The 26256-nt window shown below is 44.5% G+C and carries 19 protein-coding genes; all 19 read left to right on the top strand.

From position 1 onward, the window contains the following. Positions 1–180: 180 nt before the first annotated feature. The 19 genes from R50345_RS32020 (at position 181) to R50345_RS21690 (ending at position 26004) form a co-directional block, all read left to right on the top strand. Positions 181–447, top strand: a complete 267-nt coding sequence (locus tag R50345_RS32020; RefSeq protein ID WP_231573865.1) for a hypothetical protein — start codon at positions 181–183, stop codon at positions 445–447. Continuing rightward, on the top strand, positions 383–1177 hold the full coding sequence (locus tag R50345_RS21775) for an ABC transporter permease (protein WP_231573864.1): 795 nt from the start codon (positions 383–385) through the stop codon (positions 1175–1177). The genes R50345_RS32020 and R50345_RS21775 overlap by 65 nt, the downstream gene beginning before the upstream one ends. A 78-nt stretch (positions 1178–1255) precedes the next feature. After that, entirely contained in the window at positions 1256–2125 is an 870-nt protein-coding gene (locus R50345_RS21770) for a carbohydrate ABC transporter permease (RefSeq protein ID WP_042130049.1), read from the top strand. Positions 2126–2166: 41 nt separating this feature from the next. Continuing rightward, complete coding sequence (locus R50345_RS21765; protein WP_042130047.1) at positions 2167–3840, top strand: type 2 periplasmic-binding domain-containing protein; 1674 nt, start codon at positions 2167–2169, stop codon at positions 3838–3840. Positions 3841–3953: 113 nt separating this feature from the next. Further along, positions 3954–5384, top strand: a complete 1431-nt coding sequence (locus R50345_RS21760; RefSeq protein ID WP_052414682.1) for a family 43 glycosylhydrolase — start codon at positions 3954–3956, stop codon at positions 5382–5384. 27 nt (positions 5385–5411) lie between these two features. Further along, on the top strand, positions 5412–7409 hold the full coding sequence (locus R50345_RS21755; protein ID WP_042130046.1) for a beta-galactosidase: 1998 nt from the start codon (positions 5412–5414) through the stop codon (positions 7407–7409). A 136-nt stretch (positions 7410–7545) separates the two neighbouring features. After that, positions 7546–7944, top strand: a complete 399-nt coding sequence (locus R50345_RS32015; RefSeq protein ID WP_042123336.1) for a helix-turn-helix domain-containing protein — start codon at positions 7546–7548, stop codon at positions 7942–7944. Continuing rightward, complete coding sequence (locus R50345_RS21745; RefSeq protein WP_231574241.1) at positions 7860–8696, top strand: IS3 family transposase; 837 nt, start codon at positions 7860–7862, stop codon at positions 8694–8696. The genes R50345_RS32015 and R50345_RS21745 overlap by 85 nt, the downstream gene beginning before the upstream one ends. A gap of 161 nt (positions 8697–8857) precedes the next feature. After that, entirely contained in the window at positions 8858–11002 is a 2145-nt protein-coding gene (locus tag R50345_RS21740; protein WP_042130044.1) for an S-layer homology domain-containing protein, read from the top strand. 70 nt (positions 11003–11072) lie between these two features. Beyond that, positions 11073–14003 carry an insulinase family protein gene (locus tag R50345_RS21735; protein ID WP_042130042.1) on the top strand — a complete coding sequence of 977 codons (2931 nt, stop codon included), beginning with the start codon at positions 11073–11075 and terminating at the stop codon, positions 14001–14003. A gap of 154 nt (positions 14004–14157) precedes the next feature. Next, positions 14158–14589, top strand: a complete 432-nt coding sequence (locus R50345_RS21730) for a MarR family winged helix-turn-helix transcriptional regulator (RefSeq protein ID WP_042130040.1) — start codon at positions 14158–14160, stop codon at positions 14587–14589. A gap of 18 nt (positions 14590–14607) precedes the next feature. Beyond that, entirely contained in the window at positions 14608–15990 is a 1383-nt protein-coding gene (locus R50345_RS21725; RefSeq protein ID WP_042130039.1) for an MATE family efflux transporter, read from the top strand. A 293-nt stretch (positions 15991–16283) separates the two neighbouring features. Then, positions 16284–17183 (top strand): carbohydrate ABC transporter permease, encoded by a 900-nt coding sequence (locus R50345_RS21720; protein WP_042130036.1) that lies wholly within the window; start codon positions 16284–16286, stop codon positions 17181–17183. Positions 17184–17246: 63 nt separating this feature from the next. Then, entirely contained in the window at positions 17247–18029 is a 783-nt protein-coding gene (locus R50345_RS21715; protein ID WP_042132362.1) for a carbohydrate ABC transporter permease, read from the top strand. Between the two features lie 139 nt (positions 18030–18168). Further along, positions 18169–19533 (top strand): ABC transporter substrate-binding protein, encoded by a 1365-nt coding sequence (locus R50345_RS21710; protein ID WP_042130034.1) that lies wholly within the window; start codon positions 18169–18171, stop codon positions 19531–19533. A gap of 38 nt (positions 19534–19571) precedes the next feature. After that, positions 19572–21437: a cache domain-containing sensor histidine kinase gene (locus R50345_RS21705; RefSeq protein WP_081954149.1), complete on the top strand. Its 1866-nt coding sequence runs from the start codon at positions 19572–19574 to the stop codon at positions 21435–21437. Beyond that, entirely contained in the window at positions 21388–23010 is a 1623-nt protein-coding gene (locus R50345_RS21700; RefSeq protein WP_231573862.1) for a response regulator transcription factor, read from the top strand. The genes R50345_RS21705 and R50345_RS21700 overlap by 50 nt, the downstream gene beginning before the upstream one ends. 29 nt (positions 23011–23039) lie before the next feature. Further along, complete coding sequence (locus tag R50345_RS21695) at positions 23040–24899, top strand: DUF2264 domain-containing protein (RefSeq protein WP_042132360.1); 1860 nt, start codon at positions 23040–23042, stop codon at positions 24897–24899. Then, positions 24889–26004 (top strand): glycoside hydrolase family 88 protein, encoded by a 1116-nt coding sequence (locus R50345_RS21690; protein ID WP_042130030.1) that lies wholly within the window; start codon positions 24889–24891, stop codon positions 26002–26004. Before R50345_RS21695 ends, R50345_RS21690 begins: the two co-directional genes overlap by 11 nt. Positions 26005–26256: the final 252 nt, after the last annotated feature.

The following is a 26256-nucleotide window of genomic DNA, read 5'->3' as shown; positions in this document are numbered from 1 at the left end:
AGTATAAAGAGATGTAAGAACATAATAATCCATAACTTCTAAAAGAAAAAGGAAATAGAATTCTCGAAATGAAAGCGTTTCTAAACATGTTTAGCGTGTGGCTATGATGTTTAGATTGAGACATTTTAGCATGAAAGCGCTTTTGTTATCATTAAACCTGAAAGAAATGAGCAACTGAGCATGAAGCATGTAGAAGGGGGTAAGCACAATAGCACAGGTAATCAATACCCAGGTCAAACAGGGGAGAAAAGTCGACGTTCTGAAGAAAAAGAAAAATCCTTGGAAAAAGGAAATCAAGAAAAATTGGCCTTTGTACATTTTGTGTATTCCGGCATTAGTATTCGTTCTAATTTTCGCATACGGCCCTATGGTTGGATTGATTATGGCATTTCAGGATTACAAGCCGTGGCTCGGACTTACAGGTTCAACTTGGATTGGGTGGGATAATTTCGCGAGAATATTTCAGTATAAAGAAGCGACGCAGTCTATCTACAACACTCTTATTATTGCCGTAATCAAAATTATAGTCGGGATTATCGTTCCAATTTTCATGGCAATCCTCTTAAGCGAAATCAGAAATATGGGGATTAAAAAGAGCATTCAAACGTTAGTATATTTACCGCATTTCTTATCTTGGGTAACGGTTGCCGGAATCATGATCGATATCTTAGGTCTTGACGGCGGTATTAATCACCTTCTTACGAATTTATTGGGAATCAAACCGATATACTTCTTGGGCGATCCGACGCTGTTCAGACCTACGATCATTATTAGTGATTTATGGAAGAACTTTGGTTTTGGTATGATTGTCTATTTGGCAGTCATTACAGGAATTGATCCTTCTTATTATGAGGCTGCTGAGATAGACGGTGCTTCACGGCGTCAGCAAATACGTCATGTTACGCTACCAAGTATGATGCCGATGATCATTGTAATTGCTACGTTAAGTCTTGGTAATATTCTAGATGCTGGATTCGATCAGATTTTCAACTTATACAATCCGCTTGTATATAGTACGGGAGATATCATTGATACTTACGTCTATCGCTCCTCATTATTGAATGGTCAATACGGTTTCGGTACTGCTGTGGGCTTGTTTAAATCGGGTATCAGTTTCATCTTAATTGTTATTTCCTATCGAATTGCATACAAGGTTGCCAACTATAAAATATTCTAAACCGACGTTTTTTAAGCGAGTCTATTATAAAGAAGATGTACTGAAGTATCGCTTACAAAACTTTTAGGAGGAGTGGGAGTGTATTATAAGTCCAAGGGATATAGGATATTTTCGATTTTCAATCATATCCTTCTGATTCTGGTAGCATTATCTTGTTTACTGCCAATGCTTCATTTGTTAGCACAATCATTTAGTAGTAAGACGGCGATTAATGGTAATTTGGTATCCTTCTGGCCGGTTGATTTGAATGTGGATGCCTATGTCAAAACCTTTAATAACTCTAACTTTACGGGTTCCATGTGGATTTCCGTGATAAGAACCATTATGGGGACATTCATCAGTATGTTCATTATTACGACTGCTGGGTATGCCTTATCGAAAGATTTTCGGGGACGCAATGCTTTAATGTGGATTTTTATATTCACTATGCTGTTTTCGGGCGGGTTGATTCCTTCTTATATATTAGTCACTAAGCTTGGATTAAAAGACACGATCTGGTCGCTTGTTCTTCCAGGTGCTTTTGGAGCTTACAATTTGATTCTGATTATGAACTTCTTTAAGACGATCCCTAAGGCGCTTGAAGAAGCGGCATTTATCGATGGTGCTTCGTTCTTCGTCATCTTCCGGAAAATCTATCTTCCGCTCTCCTTACCCGGATTGGCAACCGTTGGATTGTTTATCATGGTTGGGAACTGGAATGCTTGGTTTGATGGAATTTTGTATATGTCGAATACAACCGATTATCCGTTAGCTTCGTTCTTACAGACCGTAGTTGTGCAAGGTTCAGCGCAGAGTATGGCACTTAGTCAATCCGAAGCGGCGGCTTTGTCAGAACAAAGTATAAAGGCTGCCCAAATATTTATTAGCACACTGCCGATCATCCTGGTGTACCCTTTCCTGCAAAAATACTTCGTAAAAGGTATCGTTCTGGGTGCTGTAAAAGAATAAGGAGCAAACAAATAAAAATTTTAACTTGAAGGAGATTATCGATGAAAAAAACAGGTGTCTTACTTACAACCACTGCATTGATGGCGGGATTGCTTGCGGGGTGCGGCTCTGATGGCAAAGAATCTAACGCTGCAAAATCCGTGCTCAAAGATGGTAAATATGATCCTGCAATTACTATAAGCATTGCCAAGCAACAAGATGAGAATGCCGGTAAATATATCAATGGCGAGAGTTTGAATGACAATGTGCTAACCCGTTGGGGTGTCGATAATCTAGGGATTAACATTCAAACTACCCTTTTGGGTGGTGATGCGTCCCAATACAATACAAAACTTCGTTTAGCACTTACGGGTTCTGAGAAGCTCCCTGACGTCTTGCCTGTGTATGATACCTCTCTAGAGAACGATTTGATTCAATCTGGGCTTGTAAAAGATATTGCGGATGATATTAACAAATATATGCCTGATCGTCTAAAAGAAATTTATAAGCAATATCCAACCACCTTCAATCCGGTCGTACAGGACGGCAAGGTTTATGGTATGGCGATCTCCCCTAATCTAACCGAAGGTCAGGTCCTGCTTATCCGTCAAGACTGGTTAGATAAACTTAATTTAAAAGCGCCAACTACAATAGATGAATTTGAAACGGTTATCGCTGCCTTTACGAATGATGATCCGGACGGTAATGGAAAGAACGATACTTATGGATTTGATTTCTCAGGAAAAGACTCTTATAACACGGGTTGGGTAAGTGATTCTGTTATGATTTTTAGTGCTTTCACAGGAAAGAACCTCCCAGGTCAATGGTATAACGACAATGGAAAGCTTACCTATGGTTCTGTTGCTGACGGTACAAAGGAAGCGTTAGCTAAACTTCAAGATTGGTACTCCAAGGGATATTTAAATAAGGAATTGGCTACTCAGGGTGCATGGGATGCACTGGCTGATTTCACTGAAGGAAAAGCAGGGATTATAATGGGGCGTCCTTGGCTCTATGGCAGTGTTAAAGATGTGGAAACCAACGTAAAAGGCGCTAAAATCAAAGCCTATCCAACTATTAAGGGTGTAAATAGCGATCGAACTTACCAATCAGGTCAACAAAATGACGGTGTCTTCATGTTCAATAAAGATTTTAACAATATGGAAGCTTTCTTCCTGTATTATGACAAGCTTTATGATGCTGCCTTTGGTACCGGGGATTTCAAGTATGGTTATGCTCAGGGATATGATTACGATATCGTGAATGATGAAGTAGTCTTTGATTCCAAGAAGTTCAATACTCCGTTGGATGCTGCTCAAGGTGTAGGCAAGATGGCATTTACCAAGAATACACCAAGTGTGGATGGTCCAGGCCAATCTTTCTATGATCTTTCCAAAGGCATGGAAGCAAGCAATGGAGTCTTGATTAGATCAGCTTCGAATGATGAAACGACTAAAGAAGGATATGTAATTTCTTACGAGAATAGTGAAGCCCTGCTTCCAAACGCATTCAACGGACCACCGACTAAGACTATGCAGACTTCATGGGAACAATTGAATACGATGGAAAAGGAGGTCTTCACCAAAATTATTTACAGCAAGGAACCGCTAAGTGCGTACGATGATTTCGTAAAACAATGGCATGAAAAAGGAGGCACGAAAATCACTGAAGAAATTAATGAATGGTACAACAATGCCAGTAAGGTTGATGTTATGTCTCAAATGGGGTTGAAATAAGCTCTATAGGATTACTAATGAAGAGTTTCTTCTAAAGCAGCAGGTTCAGTTAAGGTCATCCTTGGCCGGACCTGCTTTTTTGTTTCATAAATTGGATTCCATGGAGGATAAAAATGGACGTAAACGTGAAATGCGAAGCCTTGGTGAACATCGCTCCGCTTATGGATAGGAATGGAGACCCTGTTCATGCACATGGTGGTCACATGCTCTGTAAGGATGGATATTATTATTGGTTTGGCGAGAACCGTATAGATCGGCGGAAAGTGAGCTGTTATCGTTCAATGGATTTAGTGAACTGGGAATGGCGCAAAGATGTACTTACACTGGATTCACCAGTAAAACCGATCTATCACCGAACCTCTTTGGAGCTTGAACCTAGGGATGTGGAGAATCGAGGATTCGGGACTGGAGCGGTCATTGAGCGCCCGAAAGTGCTCTATAACGAACTTACAGGAAGATTTGTGATGTGGATGCATTGGGAAAATGGACGAGACTACTCTGATGCTCGCTGCGCGATAGCGGATTGTGGGACGGTTGATGGAGAGTATGTTTTTCGTGGCAGCTTTAATCCGGCAGGTAACATGTCACGCGACTGTACTCTGTTTCAAGATGATGATGGCACGGCTTATTTTGTGTCGGCGGCAAGGGAGAATGCGGATCTTATCATGTATCGTCTTTCGCCTGACTATCTAAGTATAGAAGAGCAGGTCAAAACATTATGGCCGGGACAAGCACGCGAAGCTCCGGCATTAATGAAACGCCATGGTGTTTATTTTCTCATCTCATCTGCCTGTACGGGTTGGTTACCCAATCAGGGAGCCTATGCTTGGGCGGAGCAACTGACGGGTCGCTGGTCACCATTGATGCCATTAGGTGACATTACAACATACGACAGCCAGCCGGCATTCATAGTTCCAATTGTAGGAAAGGACAATAATAAGTGCTCTTATTTATATGTAGGTGACCGCTGGGATCCTACGGATTATTACGCTTCCTCCTATGTATTTTTACCGCTTAGTTTTCCTTCTGATCGTGAAATGTCACTAGACTGGGTAGATCGGACATGGATTGACCCATGCAAAGGAATAGTAGCTGTGGAATGCAGCACTGGCAGTGGGCTATTCAGGATGAAGAGTATAGGGATGGAGCTTTATCTTGCGTCAGGGAATCACTCGATTGATCATGATGAAGTGCTTAATCTGGAAGTCCGTACTCTTTCTTATACGGATCAGCAACAGCAATGGAGAGTTGATTATGGCAGGGATGGCGCGGCAAGGCTTCGAAACGGTGAAATGACTGTAGCTATCGGTTCAGAGAATTCCTTGATATTAGTGCCCACTCTGGATCAAGAAGATCAATTTCTATGGTTGCTTACAGAGACAGAAGAGGGTTCGCTAACCATCGGCAGCAGAGACGGAAGAGTCCTTACAGTGGCAGGAGAGAAACGAAATGGCTGGGGCTGTGTGAGCCTTGAACCGAAACACTTGCATGATCCTCGGCTTGGTGGAGACCCACAGCTTTTTCAACTGATTTCGGTAAGGTAAACAGATTACAAGAAAAGAGGTACATTGATGCGCTTATCTATTTCCTTCCCTGTGGATTGGTTTGAAGCGGACAATCATACACAACTTGATGCTCTCTCTTCTAATGGTTTTCGGATGATCACAACACCGGATGGTGGAGGAGTTGAACTTCAGGCGGGGCATTTGGACAGTTCTATTTGGTCTGACTATAGTTACGTTAACGCAGAGGTTTATCATGAGTCTCATGACGTTCTGGTCTTGCTGTTCAGTTTCTATGATCAGGATAATCGCTATATAACTTATCATTTAGGCATTCTACCTGGTGTAAGAACGAAAATTTGTTTACCGTTAACCCATTTAAATGGGGAAAAGCTGTTCCTCCCTCGATATCCAGGCGTGATGCAGACGGTCCTGAGAGGAGATGCGGGTATCGCTCGTAACCAAATCACTAGATTCACCGTTGAGACAATTCCTTCGACAACGAGTAGAAACGTGGAAATCAGTGGACTCGCTCTTGATCAATCTGAGCCAATCTTCGAGTATGAGTATCACCCTTTTATAGATGAGATGGGACAATTAAAAAGCAGGGAATGGCCAGGAAAAACGGTTGATTTAGAGGCGTTGAGAGATCAGCTGCATGCGGAGCGACAGCTTGCCGCTGAAGCTGATTTCAGTGGAGGGGACCTCAGCCGTTACGGAGGCTGGAAGGGGTTGAGATTCGAAGCAACCGGATATTTCCGTACAGAGTTTGATGACAGCCGCTGGTGGTTTGTCGATCCAGATGGATATGCCCTGTTCAGTACGGGGATGGACTGTGTAGGTCCAGCTTGTCCGATGCGGATTAAGGGTATGGAGCACTTGGTCCCACCTTTGCCGGATCAGGAAGGAAGTTATAAAGAAGCCTGGTCCCAAGAAGGTCGCGAGTTTAGCTTTGAGATTGCCAACTTGATCACGGCATTCGGTGAACGGTGGCGCTCTGATTGGGAGGCTTTGACGGATTACCGATTAAGACAATGGGGATTTAACACGATCGGTAACTGGTCCAATGATCGATTTATTAGTGGATCAGAGCTTCCATATGTTTACCCGCTGGAGGACTTTCCTACGACGGAGCAAACCATTTTCCGTGATTTCCCGGATGTCTTTAGTCAAGAGTATGAGCGGAATGCGGAGCGTTTCGCAAAACAGCTTCTTCCTCTTAGGGATGATCAGCGAATGGTCGGTTATTTCATGCGCAATGAGCCACATTGGGCATTCGTGGATGATCTGGATTTGACGGAACTGATGCTGAACTCTCCGGTCTGTTATGCCAGTAAGAGGGAGTTTATCAAATGGCTTGGTGAAAAGTACGGAACAGTGGAGCAATGGAACATAGCGTGGGAGAGTACTTATGAGGATTTTGAGTCCTTATACGATGTAAGCAATATTATGAAGATTACTACTAATTCCGTACGTGAAGCAGACTATTCACAGTTTAACCGGGTCATGATTCGTCGGTATGTGGAAGTTCCAGCGCGTCTTTGCAAGCAGGTGGACCCAAATCATCTTAATCTAGGCATGCGCTATGCCTGGGTGGGAAGCGACGATGTGCTGGAGGGCTGTGAGTGGTTTGATGTATTTTCATTAAACTGTTATCAGTTCAGCCCAGACAAGGAGCAAATCGCACATATTAGCAGCAGGTTGAACAAACCAGTGATGATTGGAGAATATCATTTTGGTGCGGCCGATGGAGGCATGCTGGCTTATGGAATCCGAGCTGTGGCAACTCAGGAAGAGCGGGGGGGAGCGTATCGTTATTTTGTGGAACAGGCTGCAACCATCCCACAACTCATCGGAGTTCATTATTTTCAGTGGAATGATCAGCCGGTGCTCGGACGTTATGATGGAGAAAACTATCAAATCGGTGTAGTGGATGTCTGTAACCAGCCCTATATACCTTTCGTTCAAGCAGCAAAAAGGGCTCATGAACAGATGTATCAGGTTCGGATGGGGAGGGCAGCACCCTATAATATTGTGCCAGTAGAGATTCCAAAAACGGGATTTTAATTAGGATTTCATCATTCTAGGTATTTAATTGAAAAGATCGCAGGGCTACTACATCAGTGGGTGAAGTGCACCCCTTAGAATAGACATTGGAAAAAACCCCTGGTTTATCCGATGAAATTCTAGGGGGTGCATTTTTATGGCGATTAAAGGACAGAAGTTTAAAAATTACTCAGATGAGATTAAAAAAGAGGCCATTCGTTTACATGTGGAGGAAAGATGGACTTATCGGAAAATTACGGAGCATTTTGAGATACAAGATCAAGGACGGGTAAAGAGATGGATGAAGAAATACCGAGAGCTAGGGGAATTTGGGCTACTAGATCAACGGGGGCGTCGTATTGAATATATCGATCAAGATAGGTATGTTCAAAAGCTCAAACGGGAAAATGAAATGCTAAAAAAGTGTTTGGAAATCTGGATGCAGGAGGTGAAACGCACAAATATAGAGTCATTGAGAACGCTGCAAAAGAGTATGCCGTTAGCAACCTGTGTAAACTCTTTAGGGTCTCTAGAAGTGGATACTACGCTTTCCTGAAGCGCAAAGGAACAGATCGGGATCAGGAAGCAAAGGCGCTCATTCAGAAGGTCTATGAAAGGTATGAAGGAGTCTACGGTTATCGCCAAATTCAATTGTTCTTGCTACAAGACCACGGGGTTTGGATGAATCATAAGAAGGTACTCAGAATTATGCAGGATTTAGGCATTCGTTCGAGGATCCGCCGAAAACATCGTTGTAATTATGCTACTTCTGAAGGAGACCGTGTGGCGAAAAATATTTTGAAACGGGATTTCAAAGCGGATGCTCCCAACCAAAAATGGGTGACAGACATTACGCAATATCGTGTAGGCGAAAAGTGGCTCTATCTTTCTGCGATTAAAGATTTATTCAATAACGAAATTATCGCTTATCAAATGAGCGCTAGGAACGACAACGAACTGGTTCTCCGGACCTTTGAGCAGGCGTGGAGTCAGCAAAAAGACGTGACTGGACTGATCGTTCACAGCGATCAGGGATTCCAATACACGTCTCATGCATACCACGACATGCTGCCAAAGGTTGGGGCCCGAATCAGCATGTCTCGCCGAGGCAATTGTTATGACAACGCCTCTATGGAGAGCTTCTTCTCGCATCTCAAAACGGAAGGACTCTATCCTTATGATATCCGAAATATGGATGAGGCACAAAGGAAAATTGAAGATTACATTCGATTTTATAACCAACATCGGCCACAACGAAGGTTAAATAAGCTGCCTCCGGTAGAGTACCGGAAACAGCTTATTGCCTAGGGTCTTTTTTCAGTGTCTATAAAATGGGGGCTTGACCAGGGTGGCTTTGCGGTCTTTTTTTTGTAATGGCTGTATGTTCATAACACAGATAGTAACAAAATTCCATTTAGCTGCGTCTAATCTTTATAGGTTCTAACAAGCTGCACTGGAGGAGAATGGATATGGGAGCAACACAATTAAACCGGACGATAAGGAAGTTTACGCTTATTGCTTTGTGTCTATCACTTATACTGCTGAATGGCAGGGTAATGGCAGAGACGTCTACGGTTCAGAAGACAACTGCTTTGTTCACTGCGGAGATGCAGAGAGCCTTGGAAGGGGCTCAGAATGTGCTGATGACGATACAGCCATTTCCGGACGAAGCAGCCGTAGGCTTCTTTAAGAATGGGCATGGTCTGCCTGATGGGTATTTGGGGCAGACGGCTGACAAGATTTTGGAGCGGCGGGGGAAGTTCGCCAAGGTGGCTGATTTAACCCGGACAGCGTTAGCTTATAGTGCTGCGGGTGGCAACATGAACAATATCGCTGGTATTGATTTATATCCATTCCTGATGAACCATGCGGGAATCGATTCGGAAGGGGCAGCCGCATTGGCAGCCGTCTATATTACCTCGAAAAACTCTATTTCCAATTCAATGGAGTGGACAAACCGTTATCCCGATATGCTCTTTTCTCAGTTGCTCGCTATGCAATTGGCGGATGGCAGCTGGCCGCTGGCCGGGCAGAAGCAAGGCGATCCGGTAGCAACTGCCTTAGCGTTAACGGCACTCGCTTCGGAAATGGGATCGGAACAAACGGCGCAGCCTGTCCTGAAGGCTTTGCAGTGGCTGAAAGATAAGCAGCAGCTAGACGGTGGATTCGACGGTAAGACTGTAACGACAGCGCAGGTGATTGTTGCTTTATCGTCGCAGGGAGTTGATGCAGCGAATTTCGCCAAGGAAAAAGGGGTCTCGCTGCTGGAGCATTTAATGAAGCGGAATCTTTCTGATGGCGGTTTTGCACAGATAGAAGGCGGGGGGAAAGAGGGTCCTGCGACTGCGCAAGCCTATCTAGCCCTGACCTCGTATAAGCTATTATCCAAGCAGGCTGGATTGCTGTACAGCGGATTGCATCATACCGGCCTTGACCGGGCAACGATTCAAGTTGAAGGTCCTGGTGGCGGCACCCTTGCTGAGGGGCGTGTTGCCGGTGGTGATGCAGTGAAGGTAGCCGCAGCATTTTTACAGACGAAAGGTCTTGCCTATAAGCTAAATGGGGATGCAGCTAAACCAGCCTTCACCGCTATAGAGGGGATTCAGAACGGGCGGTACAATGGGCGCGGAGAATGGAAAATTGCTGTATTCAGCGGGGGCAGTGCGTGGTTATATCCCGAGAATAGTCCTTTTAGGCTGACGATTGGTGATGGAGACAAGCTGCTCGTCTATTACGCGAATGATACAGAGCTGCTTGATCGGATGGAAGTGAAATGGAAAGACAAGAATGGTCAGGAAATGGGGGGATACGCAAGTGCCAATATGCCTTTTTCCCTCCGTATCACCAAGTCAAACAACCAACTAGGCGGTCTTCCTGCCTTTGGCGTTACCGTGACCCTTCAAGGAAAAAGCGTAGTGGCTGACAGCACGGGGATGGTGTCTTTTGCCGGAATGAAGCCCGGTGTCTATCCTGTGCTAGTCACCAAATATCGCAAAGATGACGCACCAGCGCTATCCAAACGAACGTTTGCGCTGCATGTCTCTTCCCCTGAACTAGCTAGCTTTACTGATGCGGGGAAAGCCGCGGAATGGGCACGCGTGGATATTGCGATGGCGCTTAGCAGCGGATATATTCAGGGCGTGAGTGCCAGCGGGAATGTACTTGCTCCTAAGCAGAAGCTGACCCGAGCTGAATTCCTAACCTTGCTATTGCGGCTATTGCATGAGTTTCCCGATGCCAAGGCCGTCTCCAGCTTTAAGGACGTCCAGGCAGGCAAATGGTACAGCGGTACTATCGCCAAGGCTGTGGAACTGGGGATCGTTAGCCCTTCATCCGGCAAGTTCGAACCGGACCGTGGTATTACACGGGAAGAAGCGGCAGTTATGGTTACTAAAGCCGTACGGTTAGCTACCTACGGTAGCCCAGACCGTGTGAAGTTTACTGATACGACGGGCTTACCAGAGGCAAGCCGCCATGCGATTCAGGCTGTGAATGAACATGAAGTGATGACCGGCAGCGGAGGTCGCTTTGATCCAAAGCAGATTCTGGTGCGTGAGCAAGCGGCGGCAATTTTAATCAGATTGCAGAAATTAATCCCGGAAACCTTCTACTGATGGAATTAATGTCCAGGGATATGATAAGCTCATGTAGAGTTACATATCCCTAAACAGAGGAGGGAAATCTATGAGTCGTTTGATCACAGGGAACATTTATTATGGATTTCAGGTCATTAATGAGGAATTTATTAAGGAGATCGATTCCGCCGTATTCACGATGGAACATTTGAAGAGTGGCGCCAGGCTGCTGTTCGTGCAGAATCAGGATGACAACAAGGTCTTTAGCATAAGCTTCAGAACTCCGCCTGAGGATAGCACGGGTGTTTTTCATATTTTGGAGCATTCCGTATTATGTGGGTCGGAGAAATATCCGGTCAAGGAACCTTTTGTAGAATTACTGAAAGGCTCGATGCAGACGTTCCTGAACGCATTTACGTTTGGGGATAAGACGATGTATCCAGTGGCGAGCCGGAACGATCAAGACTTCTCCAACTTGGTGGAGGTATATCTGGATAGTGTCTTTCAGCCGAATATTTATAAGCAGCAAGAAATCTTTGAGCAAGAGGGCTGGCATTACGAGCTTCAGCATCCCGAAGATGAGCTTATCTATAAAGGCGTGGTTTACAACGAGATGAAGGGTTCTTATTCCTCACCGACAACGGTATTGATGGATAGAATCAAAAAGTCATTGTATCCGGACACGATCTACCGTCATTCTTCAGGTGGAGATCCACAGGAGATTCCAGCACTAACCTATGAGCAGTTTCTTAAGGCGCACAGCAATTATTATCATCCGTCGAACAGTTATTTTTATCTCTACGGAGACGTTAATATTGAAGAAAAGCTGCAATTTATAGATCAGGAATATCTTGGATCTTATGAACGAAACAGCTTTGATACATCCATCCCCCTGCAAAAGCCGATTGGAATGACGGAGCTGGTAGCGGATTATCCGATCCTGGAAGCAGAATCTGCTACAGATAAGACTTATCTGAGTCTTAATTATGTGATTGGAACCTCTACAGATCGGGAATTGAACCTGGCTTTTGATATTTTAAAAAGCATGCTGATGGACAGCAATGCAGCTCCGCTCAAGCAAGCCCTGCTCGAAAGCGGACTGGGTAAGGATGCGTTTGCTTTTTATTCTGACAGTATGGTTCAGCCGCTGCTTGGCATTACACTGACGCATTCCAATGCCTCCTCCAAAGATGCCTTCGTGGAGCTGGTGAAGACTACATTAAAGCGTTTGGCTCAGGACGGACTGGATGAGAAGCTGGTGCTGGCAGCAGTCAACAGCAAGGAATTTGAACTGAGGGAAGCGGACTTTAATCAGTATCCGAAAGGTCTTACTTACAATATCGAAGTGATGAAATCCTGGCTCTATGACGGTCAGCCTACCAATCATATGCGATATGAAGAGGCGTTCACTGCCATTCGGGAAAAGCTGGCGGATCGTTATTTTGAGAAGTTGATTGAAGTCTATTTGCTGAACAGTGATCATTGCAGTGTGGTGGTGCTGAACCCGTCCAAGACGATCGCCGCTGAAAAGGAAGCATCCGCTCAGCATCAATTGAGTGAATACAAAGCGTCACTGCAACCAGATCAGTTGGCGCAGCTGGTTCAGCGTACACAGAACCTCTTGGCACGGCAGAGCCGTCCAGATGTAGCCGAGGATTTGCAGAAGCTGCCAAGCTTGTCCCTACAGGATATTAACCGAAGTATAGAACCGCAAGTACCTACCTATGAACATTCCCATCAGGACATAACGGTGATTCATCATGAGGTAGCTACCCAGAAGATTGCCTACTGCAAGTTTTATTGGGATACGAGTGTTGTCGCTCCTGAGCAAATCCCTTATTTAGTGCTGCTGGCAGAGGTATTAGGTCAAATGGAGACTGCGTCCTACAGCATCGAAGAGCTCACCAGTGAAATCGGGATCAAAACTGGGGGCATTTACTTCAGGAATGAGATCTTTGGCGCAGCAAAAACCAACGGGGCAAGCTATCAGCCCAAATTCAGTGCGCTGGTGAAAGTAATGGCAGGACATATTGGTGAGTCGCTGGATCTGCTGAGAGAGATGCTTTATACTAGTGCGCTCGATAATCTGACTAAGCTGCAGGAAATCGTCCGCCGGGAAGCCTCGCAGATGGAATCGATTCTGAACCAAAGAGGGAATGATATTGCGGCCAGCCGCCTGATGTCCTATTTCTCGGATATGGGAGCGTATCAGGAACAACAGGGCGGCGTAACTTATTACCGCTTTATCCGCGAGCTTGCCGAGACGTTCGATCAGCAGGGAGCTCAGCTAGCAGACACACTGAAGAATATCTGTGCGGTTTTATTTAATAAAAAGAATTTGATCATCAGCGTGACCGGAACAACTGATTTGTATGAGGAACTCGCCAATAATGTTGCGAAGCTGGATATCCAGGACCAACCGGTAGTGGATATGCCTAAGATTACCGCGCAAGGCCATGCGGACAATGAAGGATTCATGTCTTCCAGTCAGGTGCAGTATGTGGTCAAGGGATACAACTTCACTAAGCTAGGATTCACATATTCAGGCAAAATGCAGGTGCTCAAAAAAATCTTGAGCCTCACCTATCTATGGAATGCGGTGCGTGTGAAGGGTGGTGCTTACGGCGGAAATCTGATTCTGCGCAGAGACGGGATAATGATGTTCACTTCCTACCGTGATCCGAATTTGCAGGAGACGCTGGAGGTGTATGATCAGGCGTACCGTTTTGCTGAGGGGTATGAAGCAGATGCCGACGAGATGACCAAAGCGATTATCGGCACCTTGTCCATGCTGGACCAGCCGCTAAGTCCGAGTGCTCAGGGGCGGAGGGCGGACCGGCATTATTTCGAACAGGTGACGGAGGCCGAACTCCAGCAAGAACGGGATGAAATCTTGTCGACAACACCGGAAGACATCAGACAGTACACCGACTTACTTAAGGCTGTGACGGAACAGAATTATTTCGCTGTGGTCGGCAACGCGTCCAAGCTGAAATCGAAAACCGCTTTATTCGGAAAGCTGGAGGAACTTGTGAAGTAAGCTTCTCTAATTGCTCCTTTTCAGTACATGTCTACGGGCATGGGCTGGAGAGGGGCTTTTTTATTTAGTTAGAACATTGACAGTTAGAGTTCTAACTATTATGATAATGATGTTACTTAGAGTTCTAACTAATTCGATTGAGGAGGAAGTAATTATGAATAAACACGTTGAAAACACACCCTTTTCTAATTTGATTCGAGAGATCGGGATGAAACTAAAAAGTACAGCCGATGCCAGACTAAATGAGTTAGGTCTGAATTCACAGCAAGGGCGCATGATCGGCTATATTTTTGAGCATCAAGAAAAAGGTGTTATTCAAAAGGATTTGGCGGAGGTCTTTAATAGAAAAGGGGCAAGTATCACCAGCATGCTCCAAGGTTTAGAAAAGAAAGGTTATATCAAACGTGTCACACCTGAGAATGATGAACGACAGAAGAGTATTTTTGTTTTGGAAAAGGGTGCTCTTTTGGTCGAGGAGTTCAATGAAATATTTTCTGAGGTAGAAGCAAGCATTACAAAAGCACTCCGTCCGGAAGAAACTGCAACCTTAAAGTCTTTACTGCAAAAAGTTAATTCAAGTCTATAAAAGTTTGGAGGAAGAATCATGAAAACAGAAGGTTCAAATCAATATTATTTAGAATCGGCGCCGATCAAGAAGGCAATTGCTCATTTATCTATTCCTATGATGATCGGGATGTCTGTAGGTACCATCTATAATGTAATCAATGCTTATTTCATCGGCTTACTCCACAATACTAGTATGCTGACGGCCATTACGCTGGGTCTGCCCATTTTCACAGTCTTAATGGCCTTTGGGAATATGCTTGGCGTAGGCGGAGGAACATTTATTACAAGGCTGGCAGGGCAAAAAGATACGGAGAAGGGAAAGAAGGTTGCCGGATACACTTTTTATGGAAGCATTATAGTGGGTATTCTTATTGCTCTAATGGCGATGTTAGCGATTGATCCAATTACGCGATTGCTGGGGGCGGATGCTGCTACTCTAGACTTTACTAAGGCTTATGCCTTGACTCTTTTTGCCGGTGGATTCGCGATTGTACTTAATTTTGCCTTGGAGCAGCTAGTCCGTTCGGAAGGTGCCTCGAAGGAATCGATGTATGGCATCTTCATCAGTACGGCTTTAAGTTTAATTTTTGATCCCCTCTTTATTCTAGTGTTGAACTGGCATGTGGCAGGTGCTGCGTTGGCAATGGTTTTAGCGAATGTGGGTTCCGCGATTTATTATGTCTATTTTTTAGAAACGAAAAGTGAGCACTTAAGAGGATTTTTGAAGCATTTCAAGATATCTGTTCGAGATCAATTAGAAGTGTACAAAATAGGTGTATCGGAGTTATTGCAATTTAGTTTTGTGATTGTGAGCACGCTTTTGTTAAATAACTTTGCGATTCAATATGGGGAGAATGTGGTTGCTGGATTTGGTGTGGCCTTAAGAATTGTGCAGGTTCCGGAATTTTTATCAATGGGTTTATTCTTAGGATTGATTCCACTGTTTGCGTTTAACTTTGCTAGTCAAAATATGGCGAGACTTAAATCAACGATTAAACATGCTTTTGCCTATATCGGAGGTATTGCTGTTGTATTTGTAGGCCTGGTATTTTTGTTCAGAGGAACGATTCTACATTTCTTCTCTAATGATCCTTCGGTGTTAAGTATGGGAACTTATATTTTGGTAGCCATGCTGATTTCTGCTTTATTTAATGGATTTACGGGTTTGTTCATGAGTATTTTTCAAGCGACCGGACAGGGGATTCCAACTAACATTATGGCCATCACACAAGGCGTACTGTTTATCCCTATGATTATCGTATTACATTCTGTCTTTGGACTTCACGGCGTGATCTGGTCTATGACCATAACAGAAGTTATAACGAGCTTGATGGGCGTTATCTTGTTTATTATTTTTAGTAAAAAGCTGAAAAGTACGGGTGGGGATGGAAAAGGTGTTGTAGAGGTTGCGTCCGTGTAAAACGATCTCTACTATACGTGGAAAAATAGGAATGTAGTGGATGGCGGGAGCTTGGCTCGCGCTTTTTTTGCAATTATAAGAAAGTATAAGTTTTACAATATACTTTATGTCTTATATTTCTCGCATAAACACCTTTGGCGTCCTTATAAGGACGCCAAAGGTGTTTTTACTTGGTAGTCTAAAAGGTTTCGCAACTAAAGGATCGGTAAAATTAGTTCCAAAATGAACAATTATAGTTCTTATGATCAATGCTTACTTTTTCTACAATTATGGATAAGTAAAGGAGGAGAACTATGATACGAAAATTTCATCTTAAAATGGATACGCGCGAAGCGATCGCCGGGTATTTATTCGTCGCTCCACTGATGTTGGGGCTGATCATCTTGACGTTGATCCCGGTGCTGGGCTCACTGTTGTTAAGCTTCACGAACTGGAACTTTGTGGCTGGGTTAGGGGGGATTAAGTTCGCGGGCGTGGATAATTTCATAAGGCTGTTTCATGATGATGCTTTTATGAAAAGCTTGCTGAACAATCTGCTCTTTATTATCACAGTTCCGGTTACGATCATCGTTGCGCTATTGCTGGCTATCCTGATTGATAAACAGGTGTTCCTGAAGGATTTGTTTAAAGTAATATATTTCCTTCCATACATCTCCAGCGTAGTTGCTATCGCTATGGTCTGGCAGGTTATGTTTCATCCCTCGCTGGGACCTGTTAATCAATTTCTGATGTCGCTGGGATGGGATAATCCGCCGAAATGGCTGGCTGATATTCATTATGCTCTGCCGTCACTTATGCTCATCCAGATTTGGATTCAGCTCGGGTATAACATTATTATTTTTATCGCGGGTTTACAGAGTATTCCAAGGGACCTTTATGAAGCGGCTGATATTGATGGCGCCAATGTCTGGCGGAAATTTCGCAATATCACAGTGCCTTGCATTTCGCCGACCACCTTTTTCTTGCTGGTTACTGGGGTCATTGGCTCCTTTAAGATCTTTGATCTAATACAAGTACTGACACAAGGTGGACCTGCTAACTCCACGACAGTTATCGTATATGAGCTATATGACACTGCCTTCAACCAGTTGAAGACGGGTTATGCCTCTAGTATGGCACTTGTCCTGTTCCTCATCTGCCTGATCATTACAGCCCTGCAGATGTTAGCGCAAAAAAAATGGGTCAATTACTAAAGGCAGAAAGGAGAATTTACAGTGAGAAAAGAGCTTCTATCCAGAACCTTCTGGACAATCGCAATGGGACTGCTAGGTATTGCATTTCTTTTACCGTTTCTATGGATGTTATCTACTTCCTTTAAACTGGAGAAAGATGTGTTTAATTTTCCAATACAATGGCTGCCGCAGCAGTGGAATCTTATTGAGAATTACAAACAGGTGTGGTCAGGTGATTTCGCTCGTTATTACGGAAATTCCATTTATATTACGCTGACGACGACTATAATTAATGTGCTGATATGCGCACTTGCTGCTTATGGATTCTCCAAGCTGCGTTTTCCGGGTAGAGATGCGATGTTTGTAGTAGTATTAGCCCTCTATATGGTACCTCCGCAGGCTTCGTTAGTTCCACAGTTTCTACTGTTTAACTGGCTGAATCTGATTGATACGCATATAGGATTGATCTTAATTAACAGCTTTAGTATTATCGGTGCGTTTATGCTCAAGCAGTTTTTTATGGGGGTAAACAACGAGTATCTTGAATCGGCGCGGATGGATGGAGCAGGTCATTTTCGCTCTTTTCTACAAATTGCATTTCCGTTAATCCGTCCGGCTGTAGCCACTTATGCTATTTTGCGGTTTATCTGGACCTGGAACGACTATCAGTATCCACTCATTTTTTTGAAATCTAAAGAGCTGTTTACGATTCAGTTAGGTATTCGGTTGTTTGGGGATCAATACGGGGATGTCTATTCACTCATGATGGCTGGTGCGGTATCTGCAATTTTGCCTCTGTTAATTATTTTTGCTCTCGGACAGAAGCAAGTTATTGAGGGAATTGCCCTCGGAGGCGTGAAGGGATAATAAAAGTCAAAATAGTTTCTCTTCGGTAGAATATGAGAACTTTCCTCGACTATCCCGCATGTTAGGATGTTCTTGTAAGCAGTTACATAGCACTAGCTGTAAAGCGAGGTATACCCAACACATTTATAGGAGGGTCTATATGAAAAAGAAATTATTATCCGTGCTTGTTATCTCATCGATGGCGTTGTCACTCACCGCATGCGGTGGAAATGCGAAAACCAATAATGCAGGGGCGACAAATGCACCTGAAGCTGGTGGGAATAAAGAGCCTGCTGCAGAGAAGGTTACGCTGAAGCTGAGTACCTGGCAGACGGAAGCGAAAGCGAAATGGAGCACGATTATCGCAGAGTTTGAGAAGACGCATCCCGACATAAATGTAGAAGTAGATCTACTGAATGAAAAAGGTGATTCTGTAGCCTCCATGCAAAAGCTGGACTTGATGGCTGCTGCAAGTGACCCGCTGGATATTGTCGAACTGCCTTATACCAACTATTCGCAGCGTGCAGATATCGGTTTGTTAGCACCAATGGATGAATATATTCAGAAAGAAGGGTATAAGCTCTCCGATGAATATCTGGTAGACACTTCGGTCAATGGCAAAATCTATGCGTTGCCGTCTTCTATGCAACGCTGGTTCGTGCTCCTTAACAAAGAAATGCTAGATGAGGCTGGTCTGCCGGTTCCGACGGACTGGACTTGGGCTGATTTCGAAGAGTATGCGAAGAAATTGACCAAGGGTGAGGGTGCAACGAAGCGTTTTGGCGCATATTTGCATAATTGGCCGGATTATTTCCAGCTCCAGCTGATGAGTAAGCCTGAGGATAATACATTCCTAAAAGCTGACGGAACCTCGAATGCGCTAGACCCGCAGTTTAAGGCTAATCTGCAGATGATGAAGAAAATGATGTACGAAGATAAGAGTGCCACTCCTTATGAAGATATTATTTCGCAGAAGCTTGCCTACCGGAATCAGTATTTCAATGGTTTAGCAGCGATGCTTCCGATGGGAGACTGGATGGTTGCGGAATCGGGAGGAACGGAGGCTATTCCGGCAACTTTCGTTACAGCGTTTGCTCCAATCCCTCGATTGGATAGTGAAAGCAAACATTACTCACCTGTGCAGCCGACTTATATGGGGATAGCTGCTAAATCGAAGAATAAGGAAGCTGCTTATACCTTTGTGCGCTGGTATACCTCAGAAGGACTGGAAATTGGAGGGCGTGTCTTCTCTGGCTGGGCGAAATCAGATACGAATAAATTGGTGGATACGATTGTGAATGGTTCCAAGGATCCATCTAAGATTGATGTCGATTCCCTGAAATTTACGATGGAGAACTCGACACCTGGTGCGACGCAAGTTCCCGCTAAATATGCGGATGAAGCTAAGAACAACGTTATTCCAGAAGCAGAGATGTATCTCCTTGGCCAACAGGATCTGGATGTGACAGTTAACAATATTGATAAAAAAATCTCGGAAGTCGTTCAGAACAACAGCGGAAAGTAGGCGGAGACTGATTGTACGCTTCCCCAAGGGGGCTTATAATGTGGGGGCAGGAAAGCATTTCTGCCTCCTGCTCCAAATTCAAACAGATATGGGGCCTGTCATCCGTGTTTAGAAAGCATCAATCACTTCGAATGAAACTTGTCTGGTCTTCACTGATCTGCGTATTGATTCCACTGGTCTGTATTTACATGGTTACAGATTATTTAACTCGGGATCTGATTCTGGAGAAGGCCGTTGGCAGCGCAAGAGAATCGCTCAATGCGTCCAGTGCCAATATGAATGCCATTTTTGAACAGACGCTAGAGCAGTCCAATTTCGTGCTCCAGAACAATGAAATTAGGCAGATGATGTCCGCTGATCCAGAGTCGCTACGTTCAGCGAAGGAGATCATCCAGTATAACCGTATGTCGCGGATGCTGGATGATATGTTCGTATTAACCGAATATTTGAAAGTGACGCTAATCGGAAAAAATGGATTTATTTATACCAGCTATCCTTATAGTGACTTTAATCCGACAACCTTTTATAACGAGCAATGGATGTCGCTGATGAAACAAATTCAACCTATCTCGACCTATTGGAAAGCAGAACACGATACTTACTATAATTACTCGGATAAGGGCTCAACTAATTGGGTAACCATTGCGAGACCCATTCAATCAACTTCCAGCAGTACGATCGGATATATGATTATTAACATCAATGAGCGTAAACTCCGCCCTTATCTAAATAATGATAACGGTAAAGAAATGATGCTTTTGGACGATAAAGGCACTGTCGTGTCGCATGCTGACAAGGCCCGAATTGGTGAATTGACGACATGGTGGAAGAAAGATGGCGGGCTTGACACTGTCGAAATCGATGGGGAGAAATTCTTATATGTTGACCAGGAGCTGAGCAGCAACAAATGGCGGATGGTAAGCATTATTCCAATGAAGGCTGCTTTGTCGAAGAATAAACAGATTTTATTTATCAGCTTGGCTGTGCAGATTCTTTTCTTTACTTTGTTTTCCGTGCTCTTAACCGTCCTTATCTCTAAACTAACTCAACCTATCGTAAAATTAAGTGCTTTTGTAAAGGGAATAGGTCGTGGTCAATTGGACGAACGTTCCTTCATTCGAGGGAAGAATGAGGCAGCTCAGCTTGCCCGCACCATCGACCAAATGCTAGACCGTATCGAGTCTATGATTGAACAAATCACTTATGAGCAAATGGGAAAAAGAAAAGCCGAGCTAGAAATGCTGCAGGCACAGATCAATCCACACTTTATGTTTAATTTACTGAATTCGATCCGGTTAAATATTTTGATGCAAGGAGACAAGGAGAACGCTGAGCTGATTGGTTCGCTGTCGTCTTTGCTCCGCATGACCTTTAACAGGGACAATGAGTTTATCCCGCTTCGCGAGGAGACAGACACGATATCTCATTATGTGACGTTGATGAATTTTCGCCACGCGAATCAGGTCAGACTAGAGATGAATTTAGCGGATGGAAGTGCTGAAGCGCTGGTACCCCGGTTTATGATTCAGCCTATGATCGAGAATGCTATTATTCATGGTTTCGAGCAGTTTGGTGGTGAGATTTACATTGGTGCTCATATAATTGCAACTACAGGAACGCTGGTGATCACGATTAAGGATAATGGCATCGGCATGTCACCGGAAAATTTAAAAAGACTTCATGAAACCGCATACAGCAGCGAGCAAATAGCAGAAGAAGACAGAAAAGGTTTCTCCGGTATAGGCTTACGCAATGTGGCCCAACGTCTCAGTATGATTTATGGCGCTTCTTTCAAGCTGAATATCCAAAGCGAACCTGATGTGGGTACGGAGATTTGTTTGGAGTTTCCTCTGGATGATGGAAAGGCAGGTGTGGAGAATGCTGACGGCAATCTTGGTGGATGATGACTATCCGGTTATCCGTTATTTGTCGCAGGCCGTACCTTGGAGTGAGATCGGTATTGAACTCATAGGAAGTTATTATAGCGGTCTTGAGGCTTGGGAAAAAGCACAGCAGAATCCACCGGATTTGATTATTACCGATATTGGTATGCCCAAGATGAACGGACTGGAGATGCTTGAGAAATTCAGAGCAGTGAATCCTGGAATCCGAGCGATTATTTTGTCCTGCCACAACGAATTCAAATACGCTCAGCAGGCGCTGAAATTAAACGTAGGAGAATATATTTTAAAGGAATCACTGGATATCGATCAGCTGGTGCAAGCACTCAGAACGCTTGTGACGGAAGTGGGTCTGAATAGGCAGCAGCATACAGAGATGCTCGTTTATAAGCAAAAGCAGTCTCAAAACCGTGCCGCACTTAAGGAAAAGTTTCTAAAAGATACACTGTATCAATCCTGGGACAAGGAGGCTTGGATCGAACAGGCCCGGTCAAACGGAATTATGATCCATGCCAAAAATTATATTCCGCTGGTTATTGTGATTGACCGTCCGGAGGAAGTTTCAAGGGTACGCCGGATGAGTGAATATACGATTTCTTTTGCAGTTGAGAATATCATGCAGGAAGTGCTTGAGGCTGATCACAGTCTATTTATTTCGAGATACAGTAATAAGGAAATTGTCATTCTCTTTTGCAGTGACAAGCCATCTAAAGACCACCAAGCAATCTATCATTCTATTCAAAATGCAGCTTCTGCCGTGCAGAAATATCTAAAGCTGTCCGTCTCTTGCATCTTTGGCGCTGAGGCGCGCAGTCCTGAAGAGATTCGAGGAACACTGCAGCGGATGCTAAGGGAGAAGATTCAACGCTTTTATCTTCCTACGGCAGGAATCCACCGTTTTGAAGAGATTTGCTTTTCAAAGGAAGATATTTATGCCGAATATGGAAGTGTGTACGCTGTTATCAATGATGATATTGCTCTGAACAGGGACACGGAGCTTCGCGTTCATATCAAGGAATGGAGAGAATGGGTGGCCTCGCAAAAATTCCATCCAAATGAAGTCAAGGAATGTGTACTCCGCTTGCTGATGGATTTGCAGATGAAGACGAAACAACTGCTGCAATCACCATTGCCTATGGCTGAAGAGAAGCTGTTTAACGTGGTGGGTGACATTGAAACTCTTGAGCACTTGGAAGATTGGTTAGTTCAGTACTTGGAGGAATTAGCTCGGAAAATAAGTATATTCTCCATTAAGTCCAAACGGAGTGAGGTTATCAAAGCCCAGCAGTTCGTGATTAGTCATGTAACGGAGAAAATAACACTAGAAGACATGGCTGGACGCCTGAACTTGAATGCCAGCTATTTCAGCCGCCTCTTCAAAAGGGAAACAAACCAGAATTTCATTGAATATGTAAATATGCTAAAGCTTCAGAAGGCAAAAGAGCTGCTTAATCAGTCAGGAAAGACTGTGGAAGAAATCTCCGAGTATCTGGGATATGCGAATAAAAGTTATTTCATTAAGTTGTTTAAACGGGAAATGGGCATGAGGCCAAGTGAATATGCAGCTTGGCATTGAGTGTGGATAGGAGGGACCCAGCTGTGGAAATGAAGGGTACTAAAAAGGAATTACAGATGTTCCTAAATGATCTATATGCTCCGCTAGAGAGTCGATTTACTGCTGGATGTGCAGGAATTGAGATGGGGGCTACAGGATCTATTTACAATGAAGCTACCGCGCTTATGGAAGCCTTTGCCCGTCCTTTATGGGGGCTTGTCCCCCATGCTAGCGGCGGCGGTGAAAGTGTACTTTGGCCGATGTTCCTCGAGGGGATCATCAACGGGACAGACCCAGAGCATGATGAATATTGGGGTGAATTCTCGACTAAAGATCAGCGAATGGTTGAGCAAGCTGTACTAGGACTGGGGCTTGCTCTTGCACCACATAAGATGTGGGAGCCATTGAATGATACACAGAAAATGCATGTATATAACTGGTTGAATCAGATCAACCATGTCGATCGATCTAACCCGAATAACTGGCTAATGTTCACGGTACTTGTGAATGTGGGCTTTAAGAAGCTTGGGTTACCCTACGATCAAGAGATAATGGATGATTATTTGGACAAGATTGATACCTACTACTTGAGTGATGGTTGGTATTCCGATGGGCTGACCGATCAGAGGGACTATTATATTGCTTTTGCTATGCACTATTATACGTTGATATATGCTAAATTGATGGCGGATGAAGATCCTCAGAGGGCTGCAGTTTACCGGGAAAGATCCGCGCAATTTGCCAAAGAGTTTATTTATTGGTTTGCTGAGGACGGAAGTGCAATTCCTTTCGGACGTAGTCTGACCTATCATTTTGCACAGGTCTCTTTCTGGAGTGCGCTGGTATATGCCGATGTACTTCCTTTTTCATATGGCGTTCTCAAAGGAATTATAATGCGTCATTTTCGTTGGTGGTTTGATAAACCTATTGTGGGAATAGACGGACTTCTAAGTATCGGATATGCGTATCCGAACCTAGTAATGACAGAGAACTACAACGCCCCCGGATCACCGTATTGGGCCTTTAAAGCTATGCTTATTCTTGCCTTGCCAGATGATCATCCTTTTTGGCAAGCGGAAGAAGAACCACTGCCTGTATTGAAAGAGCTATTGCCACTCGAAGAGGCACGTATGCTGGTGAGCCGTCCGGAAGGGAATAAGCATGTTATTGCCTATACCTCTGGTCAGATGGCTAACTTTGATATGGCCCATAGTGGGGCTAAATATTCCAAGTTTGCTTACTCCACGCTGTTCGGCTTCAGTGTGCCGAAGGCGGGTTATGGCTTAGTTCAAGGTGCTTATGACTCCACACTAGCGCTGTGTGAATGCGATGAATATTACCGGGTACGCAGATTCTGCGAGACGTGGGAAATTGGAGAGAATTATGTATATTCACGCTGGCATCCCTGGAGCGATGTACATGTAGAGACATGGATTATTTCAGCAGGTCTGTGGCATGTCCGTATTCACAGCATTCACAGCGCCCGGTGTCTCGACGTAGCGGAGGGTGGATTTGCCATTGGCCAGTCTGCCGGCTTCACCCGTAGTGAACGGGAAATCATTCATGTATCTAACACTGCTGTCTCGGTGCAATTGCCCTGGGGAATCAGTGCCATACATATGCTAAGCGGTTTTGACCGTGGGGAATGTGTAGTGCCTGAGCCGAATACCAATCTGCTGAAGCCGCGGACGTTTCTTCCAAGCTTATGCTCCAGACTGGAGCCGGGAGATCAAGTACTGATATCTGCTGTCTTTGGAGCAACGAATACTCCGGAGAATCAGGCTAGTCTGGCTTCGCCGCCGCTTATTCAGTGGCAGTCAGACGGAAGGATTGCTGTATACGATCCTAGTAACGATGCACTTTTGCATACTGTTGATTTATTGGAAAGGAGCAACAAAGATGTGGACTAAGGCCATTGAGGATGCGATTCACAAAATTGGGAGTAACATTACTAACCATCCGGGCAAATTGCCCCATATCGCCGAGGGGCAACAGTACGAATGGGGAGACAATGATGATTGGATAGAGGGATTCTATGTGGGCATGATGTGGCTTGCCTACGAATATGGTAAAGATTCATTCTTTAAGGAGGCGGCAGCCTCATGGCTAGGGGACTTCAAGAATCGTTTGGATCAGCACATCGCCTTAGATCATCATGATATTGGCTTTTTGTATTCACTAACTGCAGTAGCGGAGTGGAAAATAACAGGCAGTGAAGCGGCGCGGGCTGTCGGTCTGCAGGCTGCAGATACGTTGTGTAAACGCTGGCGTGAAACAGCTGGAATCCTCCAGGCTTGGGGTCTAGAGAGTGATCCTGAGAACGGGGGGCGTATCATTATTGACTGTTTGATGAATTTGCCTCTGCTGTTCTGGGCTGCGGAGGAAACGGGGGACAATCGCTACTATGATATAGCCCTTCAGCATGCGTTAAAGAGCCGAAAATTTCTTGTGCGCGGAGATGATTCCTCTTATCATACTTTTTACTTTGATCCGGCTACGGGGAGTGCGATTCGTGGAGGAACTCATCAAGGGTATGAAGATGGATCGACCTGGACTCGTGGTCAAGCCTGGGGAATATACGGTTTTGCGCTGGCGTATCGCTATACGCAGAATGAGGATTTTCTTATTACTTCCAAAAATCTGGCTCATTATTTTATAAGCCATCTTCCGGAGGATAGTGTAGCTTATTGGGATTTCGATGTGCCTGTGGAAGGGGGGACCCCTCGTGACAGCTCAGCTTCTGCGATCGCGGCTTCCGGCCTCTTGGAACTGCTGGACATTCTGGACGCAGATGACCCGGACCGCGCTATTTATGAAGAGGCATTACTCCGCAGCATGAAATCTCTGGTGGAACATTATGAGACATCTGAAGATCCAGAGGCGGAGGGACTTCTAAAGCATGGGTCCTATCATGTCAGAGGCGGACGCGTGCCTGATGGTCATATGATTTGGGGAGATTATTATTATTTAGAAGCATTGATCCGCATGCAGACCGGCATCCGAGGCTATTGGTAGTATGAGCTTCTAACACGCACGCTTCCAAAGCATCCACAAAATTTCACCTATTCGATGGAAGCTTTCGAAGCAAGCTTTCCTTCTTACGGAAAGCTAACTAGGCGGTCGCTATGCTCCTGCTGTTCCAAGTGGTCTCTTTGCAACTCTACTTCTATGTTATTTTCAAGAAAAGTTATATTAGAAATGCGGTCAATGGAGCCCGTCATTTCCTATTAGCAGTGCCCCTTTCTCGATAATCCGAGGAAGGGGCTT

Origin of the sequence: Paenibacillus sp. FSL R5-0345 (assembly GCF_000758585.1) — a bacterium.
Taxonomy (GTDB): Bacteria; Bacillota; Bacilli; order Paenibacillales; family Paenibacillaceae; genus Paenibacillus_AQ.
Note: the sequence above shows the minus strand (reverse complement) of the source record. Positions and strands in the feature narration are given on the sequence as shown.